21 protein-coding genes are annotated in these 22,141 nt (G+C 70.2%); 20 read left to right on the top strand and 1 reads right to left on the bottom strand.

Annotated elements, in window-relative coordinates:
- Positions 1 to 123 precede the first annotated feature (123 nt).
- From mltG to nusB, 9 genes are all read left to right on the top strand, one after another.
- Positions 124 to 1,911: an endolytic transglycosylase MltG gene (gene mltG, locus OG747_RS07245; RefSeq protein ID WP_405878460.1), complete on the top strand. Its 1,788-nt coding sequence runs from the start codon at positions 124 to 126 to the stop codon at positions 1,909 to 1,911.
- A complete protein-coding gene (locus tag OG747_RS07240) occupies positions 1,892 to 2,731 on the top strand; it encodes a shikimate dehydrogenase (RefSeq protein WP_405878459.1) in 840 nt (279 codons plus the stop codon). Before mltG ends, OG747_RS07240 begins: the two co-directional genes overlap by 20 nt.
- Before the next feature lie 177 nt (positions 2,732 to 2,908).
- Positions 2,909 to 4,093: a chorismate synthase gene (gene aroC / locus OG747_RS07235; RefSeq protein ID WP_405878458.1), complete on the top strand. Its 1,185-nt coding sequence runs from the start codon at positions 2,909 to 2,911 to the stop codon at positions 4,091 to 4,093.
- Between the two features lie 29 nt (positions 4,094 to 4,122).
- On the top strand, positions 4,123 to 4,605 hold the full coding sequence (locus OG747_RS07230; protein ID WP_405885465.1) for a shikimate kinase: 483 nt from the start codon (positions 4,123 to 4,125) through the stop codon (positions 4,603 to 4,605).
- Positions 4,602 to 5,693 carry a 3-dehydroquinate synthase gene (aroB, locus tag OG747_RS07225; RefSeq protein ID WP_405878457.1) on the top strand — a complete coding sequence of 364 codons (1,092 nt, stop codon included), beginning with the start codon at positions 4,602 to 4,604 and terminating at the stop codon, positions 5,691 to 5,693. Before OG747_RS07230 ends, aroB begins: the two co-directional genes overlap by 4 nt.
- Positions 5,694 to 6,034: 341 nt before the next feature.
- Entirely contained in the window at positions 6,035 to 6,913 is an 879-nt protein-coding gene (locus OG747_RS07220) for a Pro-rich N-terminal domain-containing protein (RefSeq protein WP_405878456.1), read from the top strand.
- Positions 6,914 to 7,303: 390 nt separating this feature from the next.
- Positions 7,304 to 8,410, top strand: coding sequence for a M24 family metallopeptidase (locus tag OG747_RS07215; RefSeq protein ID WP_405878455.1), 1,107 nt, complete (start codon positions 7,304 to 7,306; stop codon positions 8,408 to 8,410).
- Positions 8,411 to 8,468: 58 nt separating this feature from the next.
- Positions 8,469 to 9,035, top strand: coding sequence for an elongation factor P (gene efp, locus OG747_RS07210; RefSeq protein WP_391353433.1), 567 nt, complete (start codon positions 8,469 to 8,471; stop codon positions 9,033 to 9,035).
- 2 nt (positions 9,036 to 9,037) lie between these two features.
- Positions 9,038 to 9,472, top strand: coding sequence for a transcription antitermination factor NusB (gene nusB / locus OG747_RS07205; RefSeq protein ID WP_405878454.1), 435 nt, complete (start codon positions 9,038 to 9,040; stop codon positions 9,470 to 9,472).
- 184 nt (positions 9,473 to 9,656) lie between these two features.
- Here the strand turns inward: nusB and bldD are convergent, their stop codons facing one another.
- Positions 9,657 to 10,157 (bottom strand): transcriptional regulator BldD, encoded by a 501-nt coding sequence (gene bldD / locus OG747_RS07200; RefSeq protein ID WP_037621142.1) that lies wholly within the window; start codon positions 10,155 to 10,157, stop codon positions 9,657 to 9,659.
- 253 nt (positions 10,158 to 10,410) lie between these two features.
- Here bldD and pyrR point away from each other — a divergent pair, with 253 nt between their 5' ends.
- From pyrR to rpoZ, 11 genes are all read left to right on the top strand, one after another.
- Complete coding sequence (gene pyrR / locus OG747_RS07195) at positions 10,411 to 11,001, top strand: bifunctional pyr operon transcriptional regulator/uracil phosphoribosyltransferase PyrR (RefSeq protein ID WP_405878453.1); 591 nt, start codon at positions 10,411 to 10,413, stop codon at positions 10,999 to 11,001.
- A 133-nt stretch (positions 11,002 to 11,134) separates the two neighbouring features.
- Complete coding sequence (locus OG747_RS07190) at positions 11,135 to 12,169, top strand: aspartate carbamoyltransferase catalytic subunit (RefSeq protein ID WP_405878452.1); 1,035 nt, start codon at positions 11,135 to 11,137, stop codon at positions 12,167 to 12,169.
- 4 nt (positions 12,170 to 12,173) lie between these two features.
- The gene (locus OG747_RS07185) at positions 12,174 to 13,460 is read left to right on the top strand and encodes a dihydroorotase (RefSeq protein WP_405878451.1); all 1,287 of its coding nucleotides are present in this window, start codon (positions 12,174 to 12,176) and stop codon (positions 13,458 to 13,460) included.
- A gap of 14 nt (positions 13,461 to 13,474) precedes the next feature.
- Positions 13,475 to 14,059 (top strand): hypothetical protein, encoded by a 585-nt coding sequence (locus OG747_RS07180; protein WP_405885464.1) that lies wholly within the window; start codon positions 13,475 to 13,477, stop codon positions 14,057 to 14,059.
- Positions 14,056 to 15,213 carry a glutamine-hydrolyzing carbamoyl-phosphate synthase small subunit gene (gene carA / locus OG747_RS07175; RefSeq protein ID WP_405878450.1) on the top strand — a complete coding sequence of 386 codons (1,158 nt, stop codon included), beginning with the start codon at positions 14,056 to 14,058 and terminating at the stop codon, positions 15,211 to 15,213. The genes OG747_RS07180 and carA overlap by 4 nt, the downstream gene beginning before the upstream one ends.
- Positions 15,206 to 18,514: a carbamoyl-phosphate synthase large subunit gene (gene carB, locus OG747_RS07170; protein ID WP_405878449.1), complete on the top strand. Its 3,309-nt coding sequence runs from the start codon at positions 15,206 to 15,208 to the stop codon at positions 18,512 to 18,514. Before carA ends, carB begins: the two co-directional genes overlap by 8 nt.
- A 75-nt stretch (positions 18,515 to 18,589) precedes the next feature.
- Positions 18,590 to 19,696 carry a quinone-dependent dihydroorotate dehydrogenase gene (locus tag OG747_RS07165; RefSeq protein ID WP_405878448.1) on the top strand — a complete coding sequence of 369 codons (1,107 nt, stop codon included), beginning with the start codon at positions 18,590 to 18,592 and terminating at the stop codon, positions 19,694 to 19,696.
- Positions 19,697 to 19,710: 14 nt separating this feature from the next.
- Positions 19,711 to 20,553, top strand: coding sequence for an orotidine-5'-phosphate decarboxylase (pyrF, locus tag OG747_RS07160; protein WP_405885463.1), 843 nt, complete (start codon positions 19,711 to 19,713; stop codon positions 20,551 to 20,553).
- A gap of 310 nt (positions 20,554 to 20,863) precedes the next feature.
- On the top strand, positions 20,864 to 21,187 hold the full coding sequence (locus OG747_RS07155) for an integration host factor (RefSeq protein ID WP_016638838.1): 324 nt from the start codon (positions 20,864 to 20,866) through the stop codon (positions 21,185 to 21,187).
- Between the two features lie 37 nt (positions 21,188 to 21,224).
- Entirely contained in the window at positions 21,225 to 21,782 is a 558-nt protein-coding gene (gmk, locus tag OG747_RS07150; protein ID WP_405878447.1) for a guanylate kinase, read from the top strand.
- Positions 21,783 to 21,819: 37 nt separating this feature from the next.
- Positions 21,820 to 22,092, top strand: a complete 273-nt coding sequence (rpoZ, locus tag OG747_RS07145) for a DNA-directed RNA polymerase subunit omega (protein WP_003982715.1) — start codon at positions 21,820 to 21,822, stop codon at positions 22,090 to 22,092.
- Positions 22,093 to 22,141: the final 49 nt, after the last annotated feature.

Here is a 22,141-nt window from a genome sequence, read left to right as displayed (position 1 = left end):
TCGCGATACGGTAACGTTCCGCGCGATGTGGTGCTGTTCGAACAGCCACCGCACAGCAAAGAGGCGGACGGGAGCCGAGCCACCAGCGACAGCAGCCACCCGCCTCGCGGCTCTAGGGGATCGATGACTGAGTATGGCCGGGGCGCAGGCTCCGAACCGTGGAATCCGGAGGACCCGTTGCACGGGGACGGCGGATGGGGAGGACAGGCCGCCGACGGCCAGTCCCCCTACGGCGGCCAGCCGCAGCACTATCCGCAGCAGCCGCAACAGCAGCATCAGCAGGCGCAGTACGGCGAATGGGGAAACGGTCAGCAGGGCGGCTACGGCCAGGACCAGCAGCAGTACGACGCCCAGGGTCAGCAGCACTTCCCCGGCCAGGGCCAGCAGTACGACGCCCAGGGTCAGCAGCACTTCCCCGGCCAGGGCCAGCAGCAGTACGCGCAGCAGTACACCGGCCAGGAGCAGCAGCAGTACGTCGATCAGGGTCAGCAGCAGTACACCGGCCAGGACCAGCAGCAGTACCACAACGGCGGCTGGGACAACGGGACGCAGCACCAAGGCGCCTACGCCGTCGACCCGACCGACCCGTACGGGAACCAGGCCGCCGCGTACGCCGCTGAGCAGCCCGACCACTACGGCACGCCCGACGCGTACCCGCCGCCGGAGCCGCCCGCCCGCCGCCGCGCCGAGCCCGAACCGGAGACCGACTGGGACCCGGGTCCCGATCAGGGCGAACACGCCTTCTTCGCGGGCGACGACGATGACGACGACTTCGACGACGACGACCCCAAGGCCGGCCGCGGCGACCGGAAGGGCCGGGGCGGCAAGGGCAAGAAGCGCCGCAGCGGCTGCGCCTGCCTGGTGGTGGTGCTGGTCTTCGGCGGCGGCATCGCCGGCGTCGGATACTACGGGTACCAGTTCTACCAAAATCGTTTCGGCGTGGCTCCGGACTACGCGGGTGACGGCACCGGCCAGGTGACCGTCGAGATCCCCCAGGGCGCGGTCGGCTATGTCATCGGGCGGGTGCTGAAGGGGGCCGGCGTCGTCAAGAGCGTCGACGCCTTCGTGTCCGCACAGCAGAACAACCCCGACGGGACGAAGATCCAGGCGGGCGCCTATGTGCTGAAGAAGGGAATGTCGGCTGCCAGTGCGGTCAAGCTGATGCTCGACCCCAAGAGCCAGAACAATGTGGTCGTCGCCCCTGGGCAGCGCAACGTCCTTGTGTACCAGGCGATCGACAAGAAGCTCGATCTCCCGGACGGCACCACCAGTAAAATCGCCAAGAAGGAATACAAGAGCCTCGGACTTCCCAGCTGGGCGAACAGCAACAAGGATATAAGGGATCCGCTGGAAGGATTCCTCTACCCGGCGACCTACCCCGCCGCCAAGGGAATGAAGCCCGAGGCGATCCTGAAGCAGATGGTGACGCAGGCCAGCCAGAAGTACGCCCAGCTGAACCTCACGGCCAAGGCCAAGGAACTGAACCTGGCCAACCCGTTGCAGGTCGTCACGGTCGCGAGCCTCGTCCAGGCCGAGGGTAAGACGCACGACGACTTCCGCAAGATGGCCGAGGTCATCTACAACCGGTTGAAGTCCACCAACACCGAGACCAACCAGAAGCTCCAGTTCGACTCGACCTTCAATTACCTGAAGGGCCAGAGCAACATCCACATCAGTGAGTCCGAGATCAACACCAACCCGGACCCGTACAACACGTACACGCACAGGGGTCTGCCGCCCGGACCGATCGGCAACCCCGGTGACGACGCGCTCAGCGCGACGTTGAACCCGACCAGCGACGGCTGGATCTACTTTGTGGCGACCGACGGTCAGAACAACACCGAATTCGCCAAGACCTATGCGGAATTCCAGAGGCTCAAGGACAAGTTCAATGCCAACTCGGGCAACTGACGCCCGGCGGGCCGCGGTGCTCGGTTCCCCGATCGCCCACTCCCTCTCCCCGGTGCTGCACCGGGCCGCGTACCGGGAGCTGGGACTCGACGACTGGTCCTACGACCGTTTCGAGATCGACGAGGAGGCGCTGCCGGGCTTCTTCGGGGACCTCGGTCCCGAGTGGGCGGGCCTGTCGCTGACCATGCCGCTCAAGCGGGCCGTCATCCCGCTGCTCGACGCGGTCAGTGAGACGGCGGCCTCCGTCGAGGCGGTCAACACGGTCGTGTTCACCGACGACGGCCGGCGGGTCGGCGACAACACCGACATCCCCGGGATGGTCGCCGCCCTGCGCGAGCGCGGGATCGAACAGGTGGACTCCGCCGCGATCCTCGGCGCGGGCGCCACCGCCTCCTCCGCGCTGGCCGCGCTCGCGCGGATCTGCACCGGAGAGGTCGTCGCGTACGTCCGCAGCGCCGAGCGCGCCGCCGAGATGCGGCAGTGGGGCGAGCGGCTCGACGTGGCGGTCCGTACGGCGGACTGGGCGGACGCCGAGCGAGCCCTGCGCGCCCCGCTCGTCATCGCCACGACCCCTGCGGGCACGACGGACGCCCTGGCCGCCGCGGTCCCGGAGCGGCCCGCGACCCTCTTCGACGTGCTGTACGACCCCTGGCCCACCGACCTCGCGGCCCGCTGGTCCGGGTACGGCGGGGCCGTCGTCAGCGGGCTCGACCTGCTGGTGCACCAGGCGGTGCTGCAGGTTGAACAGATGACCGGGCGTGTCCCGGCGCCCCTCGGCGCCATGCGGAAGGCGGGCGAGCAGGCGCTCGCGAGCCGCTGAGAGGCGCCGGACCGGGCCCGGCGCCGTCCGCCTGATGGACCCGCGGCGGGGCAATGAGCCCGGACGTGGGAGGATCGGAGGTGGCGGGCCAGGGCCGCGCACCCGGTCGCGCCGTCGCCGTACGCGAGGACGCGTGTACGCAGGAGCAGTACCAGGGCGCGAGCATGAGGAGCATCGTTGAGCAGGTTGCGCTGGCTGACCGCGGGGGAGTCCCACGGACCCGCACTTGTCGCGACGCTGGAGGGCCTTCCCGCCGGCGTGCCGATCACCACGGAGATGGTGGCGGACCACCTCGCCCGGCGGCGCCTGGGCTATGGACGCGGTGCCCGGATGAAGTTCGAGCGCGACGAGGTCACCTTCCTCGGCGGCGTCCGGCACGGCCTCACCCTCGGCTCCCCGGTGGCCGTCATGGTCGGCAACACCGAGTGGCCCAAGTGGGAGCAGGTCATGGCGGCCGACCCGGTCGACCCGTCGGTGCTGGCCGAGGTCGCCCGTAACGCCCCGCTGACCCGGCCCCGGCCCGGCCACGCCGACCTCGCGGGCATGCAGAAGTACGGCTTCGACGAGGCCCGGCCGATCCTGGAGCGCGCCTCCGCCCGGGAGACCGCCGCCCGCGTGGCGCTGGGCGCGGTGGCCCGCTCGTACCTGAAGGAGACGGCCGGGATCGAGATCGTCTCGCACGTCGTCGAGCTGGCCGCGACGAAGGCCCCGTACGGCGTCTACCCCAAGCCCTCGGACGTCGAGAAGCTCGACGCCGACCCGGTGCGCTGCCTCGACGCCGGCACCTCGAAGGCGATGGTCGCGGAGATCGACCAGGCCCACAAGGACGGCGACACACTCGGCGGCGTGGTGGAAGTGCTCGCGTACGGCGTGCCGGTGGGCCTCGGCTCGCACGTGCACTGGGACCGGCGCCTCGACGCCCGGCTCGCCGCCGCGCTCATGGGCATCCAGGCGATCAAGGGCGTCGAGGTCGGCGACGGCTTCGAGCTGGCCCGCGTTCCCGGCTCCAAGGCGCACGACGAGATCGTCCACACCGAGGACGGCATCCGGCGCACCTCCGGCCGCTCCGGCGGCACCGAGGGCGGTCTGACCACCGGCGAGCTGCTGCGCGTGCGCGCCGCGATGAAGCCGATCGCGACCGTGCCGCGCGCGCTGGCCACCATCGACGTGGCCACCGGCGAGGCCGCCAAGGCGCACCATCAGCGCTCCGACGTGTGCGCGGTCCCGGCCGCCGGAATCGTCGCCGAGGCCATGGTCGCCCTTGTCCTGGCGGACGCGGTGGCCGAGAAGTTCGGCGGCGACAGCGTTCCGGAGACCCGCCGCAACGTGCAGTCCTACCTCGACAACCTGGTCGTACGGTGAGCGGTCCGCTGGTCGTCCTCGTCGGCCCGATGGGGGTCGGCAAGTCCACTGTGGGCGCGCTGGTCGCCGAGCGGCTCGGCTGCGCCTACCGCGACACGGACGACGACATCGTGGCCGAGCAGGGCCGCACCGTCGCCGACATCTTCGTCGACGAGGGCGAGCCGGTCTTCCGCGCCATCGAGAAGAGGGCCGTGCACAAGGCGCTCGCCGAACACGACGGGGTGCTGGCGCTCGGCGGCGGTTCGATCCTCGATGAGGACACCCGCGCGCTGCTCGCCGGGCACCGGGTCGTCTACCTCTCGATGGACGTCGAGGAGGCGGTCCAGCGCACCGGGCTGAACGCCGCCCGGCCGCTGCTCGCCGTCAACCCGCGCCGGCAGTGGCGCGAGCTGATGGAGGCGCGCCGCCACCTGTACACCGAAGTCGCCCGCGCGGCCGTGCCCACCGATGGCCGCACCCCCGAAGAGGTCGCCCAAGCCGTCCTCGACGCACTGGAGTTGAAGGAAGCATGAGCGAGGCAGTGACCCGTATCCAGGTCGGCGGCACCGCGGGCACCGACCCCTACGAGGTCCTCGTCGGCCGTCAACTCCTCGGTGAACTGGGCGGGTTGATCGGCGACAAGGCCAAGCGTGTCGCGATCATCCACCCCGAAGCGCTCGCCGAGACCGGTGAGGCGCTCCGTGCCGACCTGGCCGGACAGGGCTTCGAGGCCGTCGCCATCCAGGTACCGAACGCGGAGGAGGCCAAGACCGCCGAGGTCGCGGCCTACTGCTGGAAGGCCCTGGGCCAGTCCGGCTTCACCCGCACCGACGTCATCGTCGGCGTGGGCGGCGGCGCCACCACCGACCTGGCCGGGTTCGTGGCGGCGACCTGGCTGCGCGGGGTGCGCTGGGTCGCCATCCCGACCACCGTGCTGGCCATGGTGGACGCGGCGGTCGGCGGCAAGACCGGCATCAACACCGCCGAGGGCAAGAACCTCGTCGGCTCCTTCTACCCGCCCGCGGGCGTGCTCTGCGACCTGGCGGCACTGGACTCCCTGCCGGTCAACGACTTCGTCTCCGGGCTCGCGGAGATCATCAAGGCCGGTTTCATCGCCGACCCGGTGATCCTGGAACTCATCGAGTCCGACCCCGAGGCGGCACGTACGCCCGCGGGCCCGCACACCGCCGAGCTCATCGAGCGCTCCATCAAGGTGAAGGCCGAGGTGGTCTCCGGCGACCTCAAGGAGTCGGGGCTCCGCGAGATCCTCAACTACGGGCACACCCTCGCGCACGCCATCGAGAAGAACGAGCGCTACAAGTGGCGGCACGGCGCGGCCGTCGCCGTCGGTATGCACTTCGCCGCCGAACTCGGCCGCCTGGCGGGCCGGTTGGACGACGCGACCGCCGACCGCCACCGCACGATCCTGGAGTCCGTCGGCCTCCCGCTGAGCTACCGCTACGACCAGTGGCCCAAGCTCCTGGAGAACATGAAGGTCGACAAGAAGTCCCGGGGCGATCTGCTGCGCTTCATCGTCCTCGACGGGCTGGCCAAGCCGACCGTCCTGGAGGGGCCCGACCCGGCCGTACTCCTCGCCGCGTACGGCGAAGTGGGGGAGTGACCTCCGAGGAGCGGTAGTTCCCAACGAGCCCGCGCTTGGACCGATTTGCCCTCCGTCCAGGGGCACTTCACACCTTTCCCGGCCGTTCACACAACGGCGGGCGGGGAAGGTACCGTTCGGCAGGGGCTTCTCCCACGCCCTTTAGGCTGTGGGGGAGAGCGGGACCGAGGCTCCGCTCGGCGGCGTCCATCGCCTGCCGCGAGTGAGCCGAAGGGACGCGTCGGTGTCGAGAGGGCGAGCGCGCGGAGGCCCGAAGGGCTGAGCACGGTCGGGCTCTCGACAACCGACTGAGGTGTCCCGGAGGCGAACGAGCCAAAAGACACGAGACGGAGTGGCACCGGATGCAGCACGCAGTGGGGGCTCCGCTGCCGCCGCCCCACCAGCCGGGGCACGGACCGGCCGCCGACTGGTCGGGGGCCGCGCACCACCCGGGGCACCCGGGCGGACACCCCGGCCCGGCCCCCACGAGCCCACCTGCCCCCGGTTTCGCGGGCCCGCCCCCAGGACATCCGGCACCGCCGTCCCACCTGCCGCATCCCGCGCCCCCGCAGCACGCCCCCGCACCGCCGGCGCCCGACACCACGGGCCATGTACAGCTGCCCCCGGGCGCCCCGGTCGGCATGCCGAGCGCACCACCTGCCACGGGCGCCCCCGACCCCACGGCGACCACCCTCGCCGTGCTGCTCATCGGCCCCGCGGGCGCGGGCAAGACCAGCGTCGCCAAGTACTGGGCGGACCACCGTCGGGTCCCGACGGCCCACATCAGTCTCGACGACGTACGCGAATGGGTGCGCTCGGGCTTCGCCGATCCGCAGTCGGGGTGGAACGACCATTCGGAGGCGCAGTACCGCCTGGCCCGCCGCACCTGCGGCTTCGCCGCGCGGAACTTCCTGGCCAACGGGATCTCCTGCATCCTGGACGACGCGGTCTTCCCGGACCGCCCGGTCGTCGGCCTCGGCGGCTGGAAGCGGCACGTCGGGCCGGGGCTGCTGCCCGTGGTGTTGTTGCCGGGCCTGGAGATAGTCCTGGAGCGCAACGCCGAGCGCTCCGGAAACCGCCGCCTCACCGACGAGGAAGTCGCCCGCATCCACGGTCGGATGGCGGGTTGGTACGGCTCCGGGCTGCCCATCATCGACAACTCCCAACTCGACGTGCCGTCCACGGCACGCGTCCTGGACGACGTCCTCGCCCGCTCCATCGCGAGCCCACCGCAGTGGTAGCCCCGCGAGGGCAGCACGTGGGCGCCGTTGGTCACGTGACGGCGACATCGCTTCAGCGGTAGCCCGCCGGGGGCGCGCCCCGCGGCCTCGGCAACGGCGGTTCCGCCGGCAGCGCCGCGGCGACGTGGGGACGCCCGGGGGCGGGGCTGGTCCGGCGGTGGTCCTGCGGGGTGGCGTTGGCTCGCCGCGGTATCACTGCGGTGGATCCGGCTCGGCGGGGTCGACCGCCGGCAGGTGTTGCCGAGACAGTAGCTGTCCCCCCGGGACAGTGCCCCCAGCGGCGCAGCCGGAGCCCCCGACCCCCGACCCTCAGCGGTAGTACCTCCGCCCTGCCGCCCATCCGGCCCCGCTGGAACGGCGACATCGCGTCGGCGCTCGTAGGCTCGATTTATGTCAGAGGTGTACGCGGCGCGCCGCGAGCGGCTTCGGGAGCGCTGTACGGCGGGCGGGAGCGCGACGGCGCTGGTCACGCGCCCGGCGAACGTGAGGTATCTCGCGGGGGCCGCCCCGCGTGGTGCCGTTCTCCTGCTGGGCAGGGGTGAGGACCTGCTGCTCTGCGGTGCTCCGCCGAGCGGTGAGGCCGATGAGGGGCGTACCGACGAGGCGCTGCGGGTACAGGTGCTGCCGCGCGCCGGTGGTGACGCCGCCGTCGCCGCCGCCGGTGTCGCCGCCACCCAGGGCGCCGAATCACTCGCGGTCGAGGAACACCACCTGACCGTGACCCGGCACCGGGCCATCGGCTCGGTGGCGCCACAACTGTGCCTCGCCGACCTGGGCTGCGCGGTCGAGCAGCTGCGGGTGATCAAGGACGAGGAGGAGATCTCCTGTCTGCGGATCGGCGCCGAAATCGCCGACCAGGCGCTGGGCGAGCTCCTCGAATCCATCCTCGTCGGCCGCACCGAGCGGCATCTGGCGCTCGAGCTGGAGCGCCGGCTCGTCGACCACGGCGCCGACGGCCCCGCCTTCGCGACCTCCGTCGGCACCGGTCCGAACTCCGGGCGGCGCGCACACCGGCCCACCGACCGCCGGGTCGAGGAGGGCGATTTCCTGTCCGTCTGCCTCGGCGCGACCTACCGTGGCTACCGCTGCGAGATCGGCCGTACGTTCGTGATCGGCACCTCGCCCGCCGACTGGCAGATCGAACTGTACGACCTCGTCTTCGCCGCCCAGCGCGCCGGACGCGAGGCGCTGGCGCCCGGCGCCGCCTACCGCGACGTGGACCGCGCGGCCCGCCAGGTGCTCGACTCCGCGGGCCACACGGAGGGCCTTCCTCCGCTGATCGGGCACGGTGTGGGGCTCGAAATCGACGAGGACCCGCAGCTCGCCCCCGCGTCCATGGGTAAACTGGACGCTTGCGTGCCGGTCACCGTCGAACCGGGGGTCCACCTCCCGGGCCGGGGCGGTGTCCGGATCGATGACACGCTCGTCGTGCGCCCCGAGGCGGACGGCGGACCCGAGCTACTCACCATCACGACCAAGGAACTGCTCGCGCTCTAGCAATGAGCTGGGCGCGTGCCCCGGGGTCGTCCACGTCAGTCCAGGAGATTCCGCAACCGTGGCTTCCACGAACGACCTCAAGAACGGCCTGGTGCTCAAGCTCGACGGAGGCCAGCTCTGGTCCGTCGTCGAGTTCCAGCACGTCAAGCCCGGCAAGGGCCCGGCCTTCGTGCGCACCAAGCTGAAGAACGTGCTCTCCGGCAAGGTCGTCGACAAGACGTTCAACGCCGGCGTCAAGGTCGAGACGGCCACGATCGACAAGCGCGACATGCAGTTCTCGTACATGGACGGCGAGTACTTCGTCTTCATGGACATGGACACGTACGACCAGCTGATGGTCGACCGCAAGTCCGTCGGCGATGCCGCCAACTTCCTGATCGAGGGCTTCACGGCCACCGTGGCGCAGCACGAGGGCGAGGTGCTCTTCGTCGAGCTGCCCGCCGCCGTCGAGCTGACCATCCAGGAGACCGAGCCGGGTGTCCAGGGCGACCGCTCCACCGGTGGCACCAAGCCCGCCACCCTGGAGACCGGCCACCAGATCCAGGTCCCGCTCTTCATCACCACCGGTGAGAAGATCAAGGTCGACACCCGCACGAGCGACTACCTCGGCCGGGTGAACAGCTAACCGTGGCTGCCCGCAACACGGCCCGCAAGCGCGCCTTCCAGATCCTCTTCGAGGGCGACCAGCGCGGCGTGGACGTCCTGACGGTCCTCGCGGACTGGATCCGGCACTCCCGGAGCGACACCCGGCAGCCGCCGGTCAGCGAGTACACAATGCAGCTGGTCGAGGGCTACGCCACCAAGGCGAAGCGGATCGACGAGCTCATCGCGACGTACGCCGTCGACTGGACGCTGGACAGGATGCCGGTCGTCGACCGCAACATCCTGCGCCTTGGCGCCTACGAGTTGATCTGGGTCGACGGGACCCCCGACGCCGTGGTTCTCGACGAGGCGGTGCAGCTGGCGAAAGAGTTCTCCACGGACGAGTCGCCCTCGTTCGTGAACGGCCTGCTGGGCCGGCTGAAGGACCTCAAGCCGTCGCTGCGTCGCGACGAGGCCTAGTCGTACGGCGCCCGTGGACGGCAACGTACGAAAACGCCGGAGGGCCCGCAGCGCGTCCGCTGCGGGCCCTCCGGCGTTCCTGTACCGATGAGGCTCCCGAGGCCCGCAGAAAGCCGCCGGGGTGGCCGGAACCTGCGGTTCCGGCCACCCCGGCGGCACGTTTCTGCTGAGCTGCCCGAAGGGCTCAGCCCTCGTCGTGGGCGACGGCGCGGCGCGCGTCCGCGTCGAGCACACCCCAGCTGATCAGCTGCTCGGTGAGGACCGAGGGCGACTGGTCGTAGATGACGGCGAGGGTGCGCAGGTCGTCCTGGCGGATCGACAGCACCTTGCCGTTGTAGTCACCGCGCTGCGACTGGATCGTCGCGGCGTAGCGCTGCAGGGGGCCTGCCTTCTCGGCCGGCACGTGGGCCAGGCGCTCCAGGTCGAGGACGAGCTTCGGCGGCGGCTCGGCGGCCCCGCCCGGAGTGGTGCCGGGCAGCAGCTCCTGCACGGGGACCCCGTAAAAATCCGCCAGTTCGGCAAGGCGCTGCACGGTGACGGCGCGGTCGCCGCGCTCGTACGACCCGACCACGACCGCCTTCCAGCGTCCCTGGGACTTCTCCTCGACACCGTGGAGGGAAAGGCCCTGCTGGGTGCGGATGGCCCGGAGCTTGGCCCCGAGCTGTTTGGCGTATTCGCTGGACATATAGCTCCCCGGACGCTGTATCAACGTGCGGCTCCGCCGCGCGGCTGGTGACTCTGGTGACTCACTGTGAGGTTACGCAGCGTTACTCTTCCCCGTCAAGCCGAATGGTCCGGACCGACCCTTCCGTGGGAGTCACCGGCGGTGTCCCGCAGGGTGGTGATCAGGGGTGTTGCCGGGCTGGTAGCGTTGATGGCGCAAATCCGACGTCCTTTAATGATCCGTCCCGTGAGGCGGAGAAGGAGGTCCGTTTCGTATGGACACAGAGCAGGACAAGCAGCAGTACGAAGCCGATGCGCGGCCCGTTCTCGAGGCCCCCGACATCGCGCGGGTGCTGACCCGTATCGCCCACGAGATCGTCGAGCGCGCCAAGGGTGCCGACGACGTGGTGCTCCTCGGCATTCCGACCCGAGGCGTCTTCCTCGCCCGGCGGCTCGCCGTGAAACTCGAGGAGATCACCGACCGCAAGATCCCGGTCGGCTCGCTCGACATCACCATGTACCGCGACGACCTGCGCATGCACCCGCCGCGTGCGCTGGCCCGCACCGAGATCCCCGGTCACGGCATCGACGGCCGCCTGGTCGTCCTCGTCGACGACGTGCTCTTCTCCGGCCGCACCATCCGTGCCGCGCTCGACGGGCTGAACGACATCGGCCGCCCGCGCGCCGTGCAGCTCGCGGTCCTCGTCGACCGCGGCCACCGCGAACTGCCCATCCGCGCCGACTACGTCGGCAAGAACCTCCCCACGTCGCTGCGGGAGACGGTCAAGGTCCAGCTCGCCGAGGAGGACGGTCGCGACACCGTGCTGCTCGGTGCGAAGCGGACCTCCCCGGACGCGCAGCAGTAGCACTCCGGACTACGCCACTGCCGTACGCCCCCGAGTGCGCCTCCGCGCGCGCCCGTTTGCCCGGCTGTGCCTTTCTGGGGGACACCCCCAGACCCCCGCATCCTGAACTGAACTGCGTTACGGAGCCTGACAGATGCAGCGTCATCTCATCTCGGCCGCCGACCTCACCCGCGACGACGCCGTCCTGATCCTCGACACCGCCGAGGAGATGGCCCGGGTCGCCGACCGGCCGATCAAGAAACTGCCGACCCTGCGCGGCCGCACCGTTGTGAACCTCTTCTTCGAGGACTCGACCCGTACCCGGATCTCCTTCGAGGCAGCCGAGAAGCGCCTCTCCGCGGACGTCATCAACTTCACCGCCAAGGGATCTTCGGTGTCGAAGGGGGAGTCGCTCAAGGACACCGCCCAGACCCTCGAAGCCATGGGCGTCGACGCCGTCGTCATCCGGCACGGCGCCTCCGGAGCCCCCTACCGGCTCGCCACCTCCGGCTGGATCGACGCCGCCGTCATCAACGCGGGTGACGGCACCCACCAGCACCCCACCCAGGCCCTGCTCGACGCCTTCACCATGCGCCGCCGCCTGGTCGGCCGGGACGCCGGGATCGGCCAGGACCTCTCGGGCAAGCGCATCACGATCGTCGGCGACGTCCTGCACAGCCGGGTCGCCCGCTCCAATGTCGACCTGCTGCACACCCTCGGCGCCGAGGTCACCCTCGTCGCCCCGCCCACCCTGGTGCCGGTCGGCGTCGAGTCCTGGCCCTGCGAGATCTCGTACGACCTCGACAGCACGCTCTCCAAGTCCGACGCGGTGATGATGCTGCGCGTCCAGCGCGAGCGGATGAACGCGGCGTTCTTCCCGACCGAGCGCGAGTACTCGCGGCGCTACGGCCTCGACGGCGACCGCATGGCGAAGATGCCCGAGCACGCGATCGTGATGCACCCCGGCCCGATGGTCCGCGGCATGGAGATCACCGCCGAGGTCGCCGACTCCGACCGCTGCACCGTCGTCGAGCAGGTGGCCAACGGCGTCTCCATCCGGATGGCCGTCCTGTACCTGCTGCTGGGCGGCAACGAGCCCGCCGTCACCCACACCCGCCCGCCCGTCGCCCACCACCACCCTTCCAACGAGCGCTCCGCGCACACCATTTCCGCGGACGAGGAGAAGTAAGAACATGAGCAAGATCCTGATCCGTGGTGCGAAGGTGCTCGGGGGCGAGCCGCAGGACGTGCTGATCGAGGGCACCCAGATCGCGGCGGTCGGCACCGGCCTGTCCGCCGAGGGCGCCGAGGTCGTCGAGGCCGAGGGGAAAGTGCTGCTGCCGGGCCTTGTCGACCTGCACACCCACCTGCGCGAACCCGGTCGTGAGGACTCCGAGACCGTCCTGACCGGTACGCGGGCGGCGGCGAGTGGCGGCTACACCGCCGTGTTCGCCATGGCCAACACCTTCCCGGTCGCCGACACCGCCGGTGTGGTCGAGCAGGTCTACCGGCTCGGCCAGGAGCACGGCTACTGCGATGTGCAGCCGATCGGCGCCGTCACGGTCGGCCTGGAGGGCAAGAAGCTCGCCGAGCTGGGCGCGATGCACGAGTCCGCGGCCGGGGTCACGGTCTTCTCGGACGACGGCAAGTGCGTGGACGACGCGGTGATCATGCGCCGGGCCCTGGAGTACGTGAAGGCCTTCGGCGGCGTTGTCGCGCAGCACGCGCAGGAGCCGCGGCTCACCGAGGGCGCCCAGATGAACGAGGGCGTCGTCTCCGCCGAGCTGGGGCTCGGGGGCTGGCCCGCGGTGGCCGAAGAATCGATCATCGCCCGGGATGTCCTGCTCGCCGAGCACGTCGGCTCGCGTGTCCACATCTGCCACCTGTCGACGGCCGGCAGCGTCGAGATCGTGCGCTGGGCCAAGGCGCGGGGCATCGACGTCACCGCCGAGGTCACCCCGCACCACCTCCTCCTCACCGACGAGCTGGTCCGCACGTACAACCCGGTCTACAAGGTCAACCCGCCGCTGCGCACCGAGCGCGACGTCATGGCCCTGCGCGAAGCGCTCGCGGACGGCACGATCGACATCGTCGCCACCGACCACGCGCCGCACCCGCACGAGGACAAGGACTGCGAGTGGGCCGCCGCCGCCATGGGCATGGTGGGGCTCGAGACCGCGCTGTCCGTCGTGCAGCAGACGATGGTCGAGACCGGGCTGCTCGACTGGGCCGGCGTCGCCGACCGCATGTCCGTCAAGCCCGCGCGGATCGGGCGGGCCGCGGGCCACGGCCGTCCCGTCTCGGCAGGTGAGCCCGCCAACCTCACGCTCGTCGACACGGCATACCGTGGGGCCGTGGACCCCGCGGGCTTCGCCTCGCGCAGCCGCAACACCCCCTACGAGGGCCGCGAGCTGCCGGGCCGGGTCACGCACACCTGGCTGCGGGGCAAGGCCACCCTCGTCGACGGGAAGCTCGCGTGACACCTCTCATCTCGATGGCCGCCAAATCGCTGGCCGCTGAACAGAAGTCGGCGGCCGTGACCGACTGGGCCGCCCGGATCGGCTGGCTCGTCGGCCTCGCCCTCTTCGTCGTCCTCGTCTACTGGCTGATGCGCGAGGGCTGGAAGTGGCGCGGCACCCTTCAGGGTGACCTGCCGGAGCTGCCCACCGCGCCGGAAGACCCCGGCCCGGCGAAACTGAGCATGAGCGGCCGCTACCACGGCTCCACGACGGCCGGGCAGTGGCTGGACCGCATCGTGGCGCACGGCCTGGGCACCCGCAGCCGGGTCGAGCTCACGCTGACGGACGCGGGACTGGACGTCGTACGCCCAGGGGCCACCGACTTCTTCATCCCGGCCGAGGCGCTGCGCGAGGCCCTGCTCGGCAAGGGCATCGCCGGGAAGGTCCTCAGCGAGGGCGGTCTGCTCGTCGTGACCTGGGCGCACGGCGACAAGCTGATCGACTCCGGCTTCCGCTCCGACCGCGCGGCCGAGCACGCCGAGTGGGTCGACACCCTGGACACCCTGATCAACGAGATCAACAAGAGCAACGAAACGATCGACACGGAAGGCGCACGATGACGACCTCCATCCAGGGAGCTGCCTCGCAGAGGCACAAGGCAGCTTCCGCCGTACTCGTCCTGGAGGACGGCCGGATCTTCCGCGGCCGCGCCTACGGGGCCGTGGGGGTGACCTTCGGCGAGGCCGTGTTCTCCACCGGGATGACCGGCTACCAGGAGACCCTCACCGACCCGTCGTACCACCGCCAGGTCGTCGTGATGACCGCCCCGCACGTCGGCAACACCGGCGTCAACGACGAGGACCCCGAGTCGAAGCGGATCTGGGTCGCGGGATACGTCGTACGCGACCCCGCGCGCGTGCCCTCCAACTGGCGCGCACGGCGCTCGCTGGACGAGGAACTGCGGGGCCAGGGAGTCGTCGGCATCAGCGGTGTCGACACGCGCGCGCTCACCCGCCATCTGCGCGAGCGCGGCGCCATGCGCGTCGGCATCTTCTCCGGCAACGCGCTGCCCGACGAGGGCACCATGCTCGCCGAGGTGCGCCAGGCGCCCGAGATGAAGGGCGCCAGCCTCTTCGAAGAGGTCGCCACGACAGAGGCGTACGTCGTCCCCGCCATCGGCGAGAAGAAGTTCACCGTCGCCGCCGTCGACCTGGGCATCAAGGGCATGACCCCGCACCGCATGGCCGAGCGCGGCATCGAGGTGCACGTGCTGCCCGCCACGGCCACGGCCGAGGACGTGTACGCCGTGAACCCCGACGGGGTCTTCTTCTCCAACGGCCCCGGTGACCCGGCCACCGCCGACGGTCCCGTCGCCGTCATGCGGGAAGTCCTCGCCCGCAAGACGCCTCTCTTCGGCATCTGCTTCGGCAACCAGATCCTGGGCCGCGCGCTCGGCTTCGGCACCTACAAGCTGAAGTACGGCCACCGTGGCATCAACCAGCCGGTGCAGGACCGTACGACCGGCAAGGTCGAGGTCACCGCGCACAACCACGGCTTCGCCGTCGACGCCCCGCTCGACAAGGTCTCCGAGACCCCCTACGGCCGCGCCGAGGTCTCCCACGTCTGCCTGAACGACCAGGTCGTCGAGGGGCTCCACCTCCTCGACCAGCCGGCCTTCAGCGTCCAGTACCACCCCGAAGCGGCAGCCGGCCCGCACGACGCCGCCTACCTGTTCGACCGCTTCGTATCCCTGATGGAGGGCCAGCGTGCCTAAGCGCACCGATATCCAGTCCGTCCTGGTCATCGGCTCCGGCCCGATCGTCATCGGCCAGGCCGCCGAGTTCGACTACTCCGGTACCCAGGCGTGCCGCATCCTGCGCGCCGAGGGCCTGAGGGTCATCCTGGTCAACTCCAACCCGGCGACGATCATGACCGACCCGGAGATCGCCGACGCCACGTACGTCGAGCCGATCACTCCCGAGTTCGTCGAGAAGATCATCGCCAAGGAGCGCCCCGACGCGCTCCTGCCCACCCTGGGCGGTCAGACGGCCCTCAACACGGCCATCTCGCTGCACCAGGCCGGGACCCTCGACAAGTACGGCGTCGAGCTGATCGGCGCCAATGTCGAGGCCATCAACAAGGGCGAGGACCGCGACCTCTTCAAGGGCGTCGTGGAGGCGGTGAACGCGAAGATCGGCCACGGCGAGTCCGCCCGGTCCGTGATCTGCCACACCATGGACGACGTGCTGGGGGGCGTCGAGACGCTCGGCGGCTACCCCGTCGTCGTCCGCCCCTCCTTCACGATGGGCGGCGCCGGCTCCGGCTTCGCGCACGACGAGGAGGAGCTGCGCCGCATCGCCGGCCAGGGCCTGACGCTCTCCCCGACCACCGAGGTGCTCCTGGAGGAGTCCATCCTCGGCTGGAAGGAGTACGAGCTGGAGCTGATGCGCGACAAGCACGACAACGTGGTGGTCGTCTGCTCCATCGAGAACTTCGACCCCATGGGCGTGCACACCGGTGACTCGATCACCGTCGCCCCGGCGATGACGCTGACCGACCGCGAGTACCAGATCCTGCGCGACATCGGCATCGCCGTGATCCGCGAGGTCGGCGTCGACACCGGTGGCTGCAACATCCAGTTCGCGGTGAACCCCGAGGACGGTCGCGTGATCGTCATCGAGATGAACCCGCGCGTGTCGCGCTCCTCGGCGCTCGCCTCCAAGGCGACCGGCTTCCCGATCGCCAAGATCGCCGCGAAGCTCGCCGTCGGCTACACGCTCGACGAGATCCCGAACGACATCACGGAGAAGACCCCGGCGTCCTTCGAGCCGACGCTCGACTACGTGGTCGTGAAGGCCCCGCGCTTCGCCTTCGAGAAGTTCCCGAGCGCCGACTCCACCCTCACCACGACCATGAAGTCGGTCGGCGAGGCCATGGCGATCGGCCGCAACTTCACCGAGGCGCTGCAGAAGGCGCTGCGGTCGCTGGAGAAGAAGGGCAGCCAGTTCACGTTCGTCGGCGAGCCTGGTGACAAGGCCGAGCTGCTGCGCGAGGCCGTGCGGCCCACCGACGGCCGCATCAACTCCGTCATGCAGGCCATCCGCGCGGGCGCCACGCCCGAGGAGGTCTTCGAGGCGACGAAGATCGACCCCTGGTTCGTCGACCAGCTGTTCCTGATCAAGGAGATCGCGGACGAGCTGGCCGCCGCCGACAAGCTCGACCCCGAGCTGCTCGCCGAGGCCAAGCGGCACGGCTTCTCCGACGCCCAGATCGCCGAGATCCGGGGGCTGCGCGAGGACGTCGTGCGCGAGGTGCGGCACGCGCTGGGCGTGCGCCCGGTGTACAAGACGGTCGACACCTGCGCCGCCGAGTTCGCGGCGAACACGCCGTACTTCTACTCCTCGTACGACGAGGAGACGGAGGTCGCGCAGCGCGAGAAGCCCGCGGTGATCATCCTGGGCTCCGGCCCGAACCGCATCGGCCAGGGCATCGAGTTCGACTACTCCTGCGTCCACGCCTCCTTCGCGCTCAGCGACGCGGGCTACGAGACCGTGATGGTCAACTGCAACCCCGAGACCGTCTCCACGGACTACGACACCTCCGACCGCCTGTACTTCGAGCCGCTGACGCTCGAGGACGTGCTGGAGATCGTCCACGCGGAGTCGCTGGCCGGTCCGATCGCGGGTGTGATCGTGCAGCTCGGCGGGCAGACCCCGCTGGGCCTGGCGCAGGCGCTCAAGGACAACGGCGTGCCGGTCGTCGGTACGTCCCCCGAGGCGATCCACGCCGCCGAGGACCGCGGCGCCTTCGGACGCGTTCTCGCGGAGGCCGGTCTCCCGGCCCCCAAGCACGGCACCGCCACGACCTTCGCCGAGGCCAAGGCCATCGCCGACGAGATCGGCTACCCCGTCCTCGTACGGCCCTCGTACGTGCTCGGCGGGCGCGGCATGGAGATCGTGTACGACGAGACGCGGCTGTCCTCGTACATCGCCGAGTCGACCGAGATCAGCCCCTCCCGGCCGGTCCTGGTCGACCGGTTCCTCGACGACGCGATCGAGATCGACGTCGACGCCCTGTACGACGGCGAGGAGCTCTACCTCGGCGGCGTCATGGAGCACATCGAGGAGGCCGGCATCCACTCCGGCGACTCGGCGTGCGCGCTGCCGCCGATCACGCTCGGCGGGTTCGACATCAAGCGTCTGCGCGCCTCCACGGAGGCCATCGCCAAGGGCGTCGGGGTCCGCGGCCTGATCAACATCCAGTTCGCGATGGCCGGCGACATCCTGTACGTCCTCGAAGCCAACCCGCGTGCCTCGCGCACCGTGCCCTTCACCTCGAAGGCGACCGCGGTGCCGCTGGCGAAGGCCGCCGCCCGGATCTCGCTGGGCGCCACCGTCGCGGAGCTGCGGGCGGAGGGACTGCTGCCGGCCACCGGTGACGGCGGTGAGCTGCCCCTCGACGCGCCGATCTCCGTCAAGGAGGCCGTCATGCCGTGGTCGCGGTTCCGCGACATCCACGGGCGTGGCGTCGACACCGTCCTCGGCCCGGAGATGCGCTCGACCGGTGAGGTCATGGGCATCGACTCGGTGTTCGGAACGGCGTACGCCAAGTCGCAGGCGGGCGCGTACGGTCCGCTGCCGACCAAGGGCCGCGCCTTCATCTCCGTCGCCAACCGCGACAAGCGCTCGATGATCTTCCCGGCGCGCGAGCTGGTCGCCCACGGCTTCGAGCTGCTGGCCACGTCCGGCACGGCCGAGGTGCTCAAGCGCAACGGCATCAACGCCACGGTCGTGCGCAAGCAGTCCGAGGGCACCGGCCCCAACGGTGAGAAGACCATCGTCCAGCTCATCCACGACGGCGAGGTCGACCTCATCGTCAACACGCCGTACGGCACCGGTGGCCGTCTCGACGGCTACGAGATCCGTACGGCGGCCGTGGCACGCTCCGTGCCCTGCCTGACGACGGTCCAGGCCCTCGCCGCCGCCGTCCAGGGCATCGACGCGCTCAACCACGGCGACGTGGGCGTGCGCTCACTCCAGGAACACGCCGAGCATCTGACCGCGGCCCGCGACTAGCAGCCCTGAGGGGGACACCGGAAACGGTGTCCCCCTCTTCATGAGGCTCATGACGCTTCAAGAGGACACTGAGACATGTACAAGCTTTTCTTCCGGCTGGTCTTCAAGCGGATGGACCCGGAGCAGGCCCATTACCTCGCCTTCCGCTGGATCCGCCTCGCCGCTCGCATCCCCGTGCTGCGCACCTTCGTCGCCGCCGCGCTCGCGCCCCGCTACAAGGAGCTGCGCACCGAGGCGTTCGGGCTGCGGATGCACGGCCCCTTCGGGCTCGCGGCGGGCTTCGACAAGAACGCCGTCGCGATCGACGGGATGTCGATGCTCGGCTTCGACCACATCGAGATCGGCACGGTCACGGGGGAGCCGCAGCCGGGCAACCCCAAGAAGCGGCTGTTCCGCCTTGTGCCGGACCGGGCGCTGATCAACCGCATGGGGTTCAACAACGAGGGTTCCGCGGCCGTGGCGGCGCGCCTGGCGGCCCGTACGGCCGTCTTCAGGACCGTCGTGGGCGTCAACATCGGCAAGACCAAGGTCGTCCCCGAGGAGGAGGCCGTCGGCGACTACGTGAAGTCGACCGAGCGGCTCGCCCGGTACGCGGACTATCTCGTGGTGAATGTGAGCTCGCCGAACACGCCCGGCCTGCGCAATCTCCAGGCCACCGAGGCGCTGCGGCCGCTGCTGAGCGCCGTCCGTGAGGCCGCCGACCGTGCCGTGACCGACCGGCGTGTGCCGCTGCTCGTCAAGATCGCTCCCGACCTCGCCGACGAGGACGTCGACGCGGTCGCCGACCTCGCCGTCGAACTCGGCCTGGACGGGATCATCGCCACCAACACCACCATCGCGCGCGAGGGACTCGGTTTGAAGTCCGAACCCTCGCTCGTCAAGGAGACCGGCGGACTCTCGGGCGCGCCGCTGAAGGCACGCTCCCTGGAGGTGCTGCGCCGCCTCTACGCGCGCGTGGGCGACCGGATCACCCTGGTGGGCGTCGGCGGCGTAGAGAACGCCGAGGACGCCTGGCAGCGCATCCTGGCCGGCGCCACGCTGGTCCAGGGGTACAGCGCGTTCATCTACGAGGGTCCCTTCTGGGGCCGCGCGATCCACAAGGGGCTCGCCGCGCGCCTCCGGACGAGCCCGTACGCCACCCTCGCCGACGCGGTCGGCGCCGACGTGAGGAAATCCGCATGAGCGAGGCAGGCAGCATGGGCCTGGAACCCTTCGGCGCACGTCTTCGCCGCGCCATGGACGAGCGCGGCCCCCTGTGCGTGGGCATCGACCCGCACGCGTCCCTGCTCGCCGACTGGGGGCTCGGCGACGACATCGCGGGCCTGGAGCGCTTCAGCCGCACGGTCGTCGAGGCGCTCGCCGACCGGGTGGCCGTCCTCAAGCCGCAGAGCGCCTTCTTCGAGCGGTTCGGGTCGCGCGGGATCGCCGTCCTGGAGAAGTCGGTCGAGGAGGCGCGCGCGGCCGGGGCGCTGGTCGTGATGGACGCCAAGCGCGGCGACATCGGCTCGACCATGGCCGCCTACGCGGAGACCTTCCTGCGCAAGGGCGCGCCGCTCTTCTCGGACGCGCTGACCGTGTCGCCGTATCTGGGCTACGGCTCGCTGAAGCCCGCGGTGGAGCTGGCGCGCGAGAGCGGCGCCGGGCTGTTCGTGCTCGCCCTGACCTCGAACCCGGAGGGCGGCGAGGTGCAGCACGCGGTCCGCGGGGACGGCCGTAACGTCGGAGCGACCATGCTGGCCCATCTCGCCGCCGAGAACGCGGGAGAGGCGCCCCTGGGGTCCTTCGGCGCCGTCGTGGGCGCCACGCTGGGCGATCTCTCCTCCTACGACCTGGACATCAACGGACCGCTCCTCGCGCCGGGAATCGGCGCTCAGGGGGCCACGGCGGCCGATCTCGCGGGTGTCTTCGGCGCGGCGGTGCGCAATGTCGTCCCGAACGTCAGCCGAGGTGTTCTGCGTCACGGTCCCGACGTTCTCGCGCTGCGGGAGTCCGCGGACCGCTTCGCGGAGGAGATCAGGGCCGCGGTGGCGGCCGCCTGAGCTCTCCAAGGGGCGATCGGCAGTCCTCCGATGAGTGGCTCCGGAGCGGCTCGAGTCTGAATACATCCTCAAATCCGGGGCAGTATGTCGTAAATGTCCGGCTCCAGGGAGGCTGACCAGGACTTTTCCTCTGTTCTCGCTGACTCTGGCGCACTTGCCCGCTAGTCTCCGTCGAGTGGGGGCACCTCCCACGCTTTCAAGGCAGTGGGGGAGAACGGGCAAGCGTGTTGCTCGTAGCTCCCCAGGTGTGGGGCGACTAGGTTCCTCACCGGTCCGTATCCGACAGTTCGACATCCGAGGTGACGTAGGCGTGGCTCTTCCGCCCCTTACCCCTGAACAGCGCGCAGCCGCGCTCGAAAAGGCCGCCGCGGCTCGCCGGGAGCGGGCCGAGGTCAAGAATCGACTCAAGCACTCCGGCGCCTCCCTTCACGAGGTCATCAAGCAGGGCCAGGAGAACGACGTCATCGGCAAGATGAAGGTCTCCGCTCTCCTTGAGTCCCTGCCGGGCGTGGGCAAGGTCCGCGCCAAGCAGATCATGGAGCGACTCGGTATCTCCGAGAGCCGCCGCGTGCGTGGCCTCGGCTCGAACCAGATCGCTTCTCTGGAACGCGAGTTCGGCGGCTCCGGCGCCTGAGTCCTGGGCATACCGGGATTGCTGGAATAATCGCTGCATGAGTGAACGTCCGCGGCTGACCGTGCTCTCCGGCCCCTCAGGGGTCGGCAAGAGCACGGTCGTCGCCCATATGCGCAAGGAACACCCCGAGGTCTGGCTCTCGGTGTCGGCGACGACCCGCAAGCCGCGCCCCGGTGAGAAGCACGGAGTCCACTACTTCTTCGTCTCCGACGACGAGATGGACAAGCTGATCGCCAACAGCGAGCTGCTGGAGTGGGCCGAATTCGCCGGAAACCGCTACGGGACGCCGCGTGCCGCCGTCCTGGAGCACCTGGAGGCGGGTGTGCCGGTCCTCCTGGAGATCGACCTCCAGGGTGCCCGGCAGGTCCGCGAGTCCATGCCGGAGGCCCTGCTGGTGTTCCTGGCTCCTCCCTCCTGGGAGGAGCTGGTGCGCAGACTCACCGGGCGGGGCACCGAACCGCCCGAGGTGATCGAGCGCCGCCTGGAAGCGGCCAAGATCGAACTGGCGGCCGAGCCGGAGTTCGATGTCACCCTGGTCAACACCTCCGTCGAGGACGTGGCGCGTGAGCTGCTAGCCTTGATGGAAGTTGTTTGATATTTCAGGTCATTTTCCACCTTTCGGAAGGCAGAGCGTGTCCTCTTCCATCACCGCTCCCGAGGGCATCATCAACCCTCCGATCGACGAGCTCCTCGAGGCCACCGACTCGAAGTACAGCCTCGTGATCTACGCGGCCAAGCGTGCCCGCCAGATCAACGCGTACTACTCGCAGCTCGGCGAGGGCCTCCTCGAGTACGTCGGTCCGCTCGTCGACACCCACGTCCACGAGAAGCCGCTTTCTATCGCCCTGCGCGAGATCAACGCGGGTCTGCTGACGTCCGAGGCCGTTGAGGGCCCCGCGCAGTAGTCGTTCAATTGCTCATCCCAGGCCCGGCGGCGCGACCGCCGGGCCTGTG

Origin of the sequence: Streptomyces sp. NBC_01384, assembly GCF_045040035.1 — a bacterium.
Taxonomy (GTDB): Bacteria; Actinomycetota; Actinomycetes; order Streptomycetales; family Streptomycetaceae; genus Streptomyces.
Note: the sequence above shows the minus strand (reverse complement) of the source record. Positions and strands in the feature narration are given on the sequence as shown.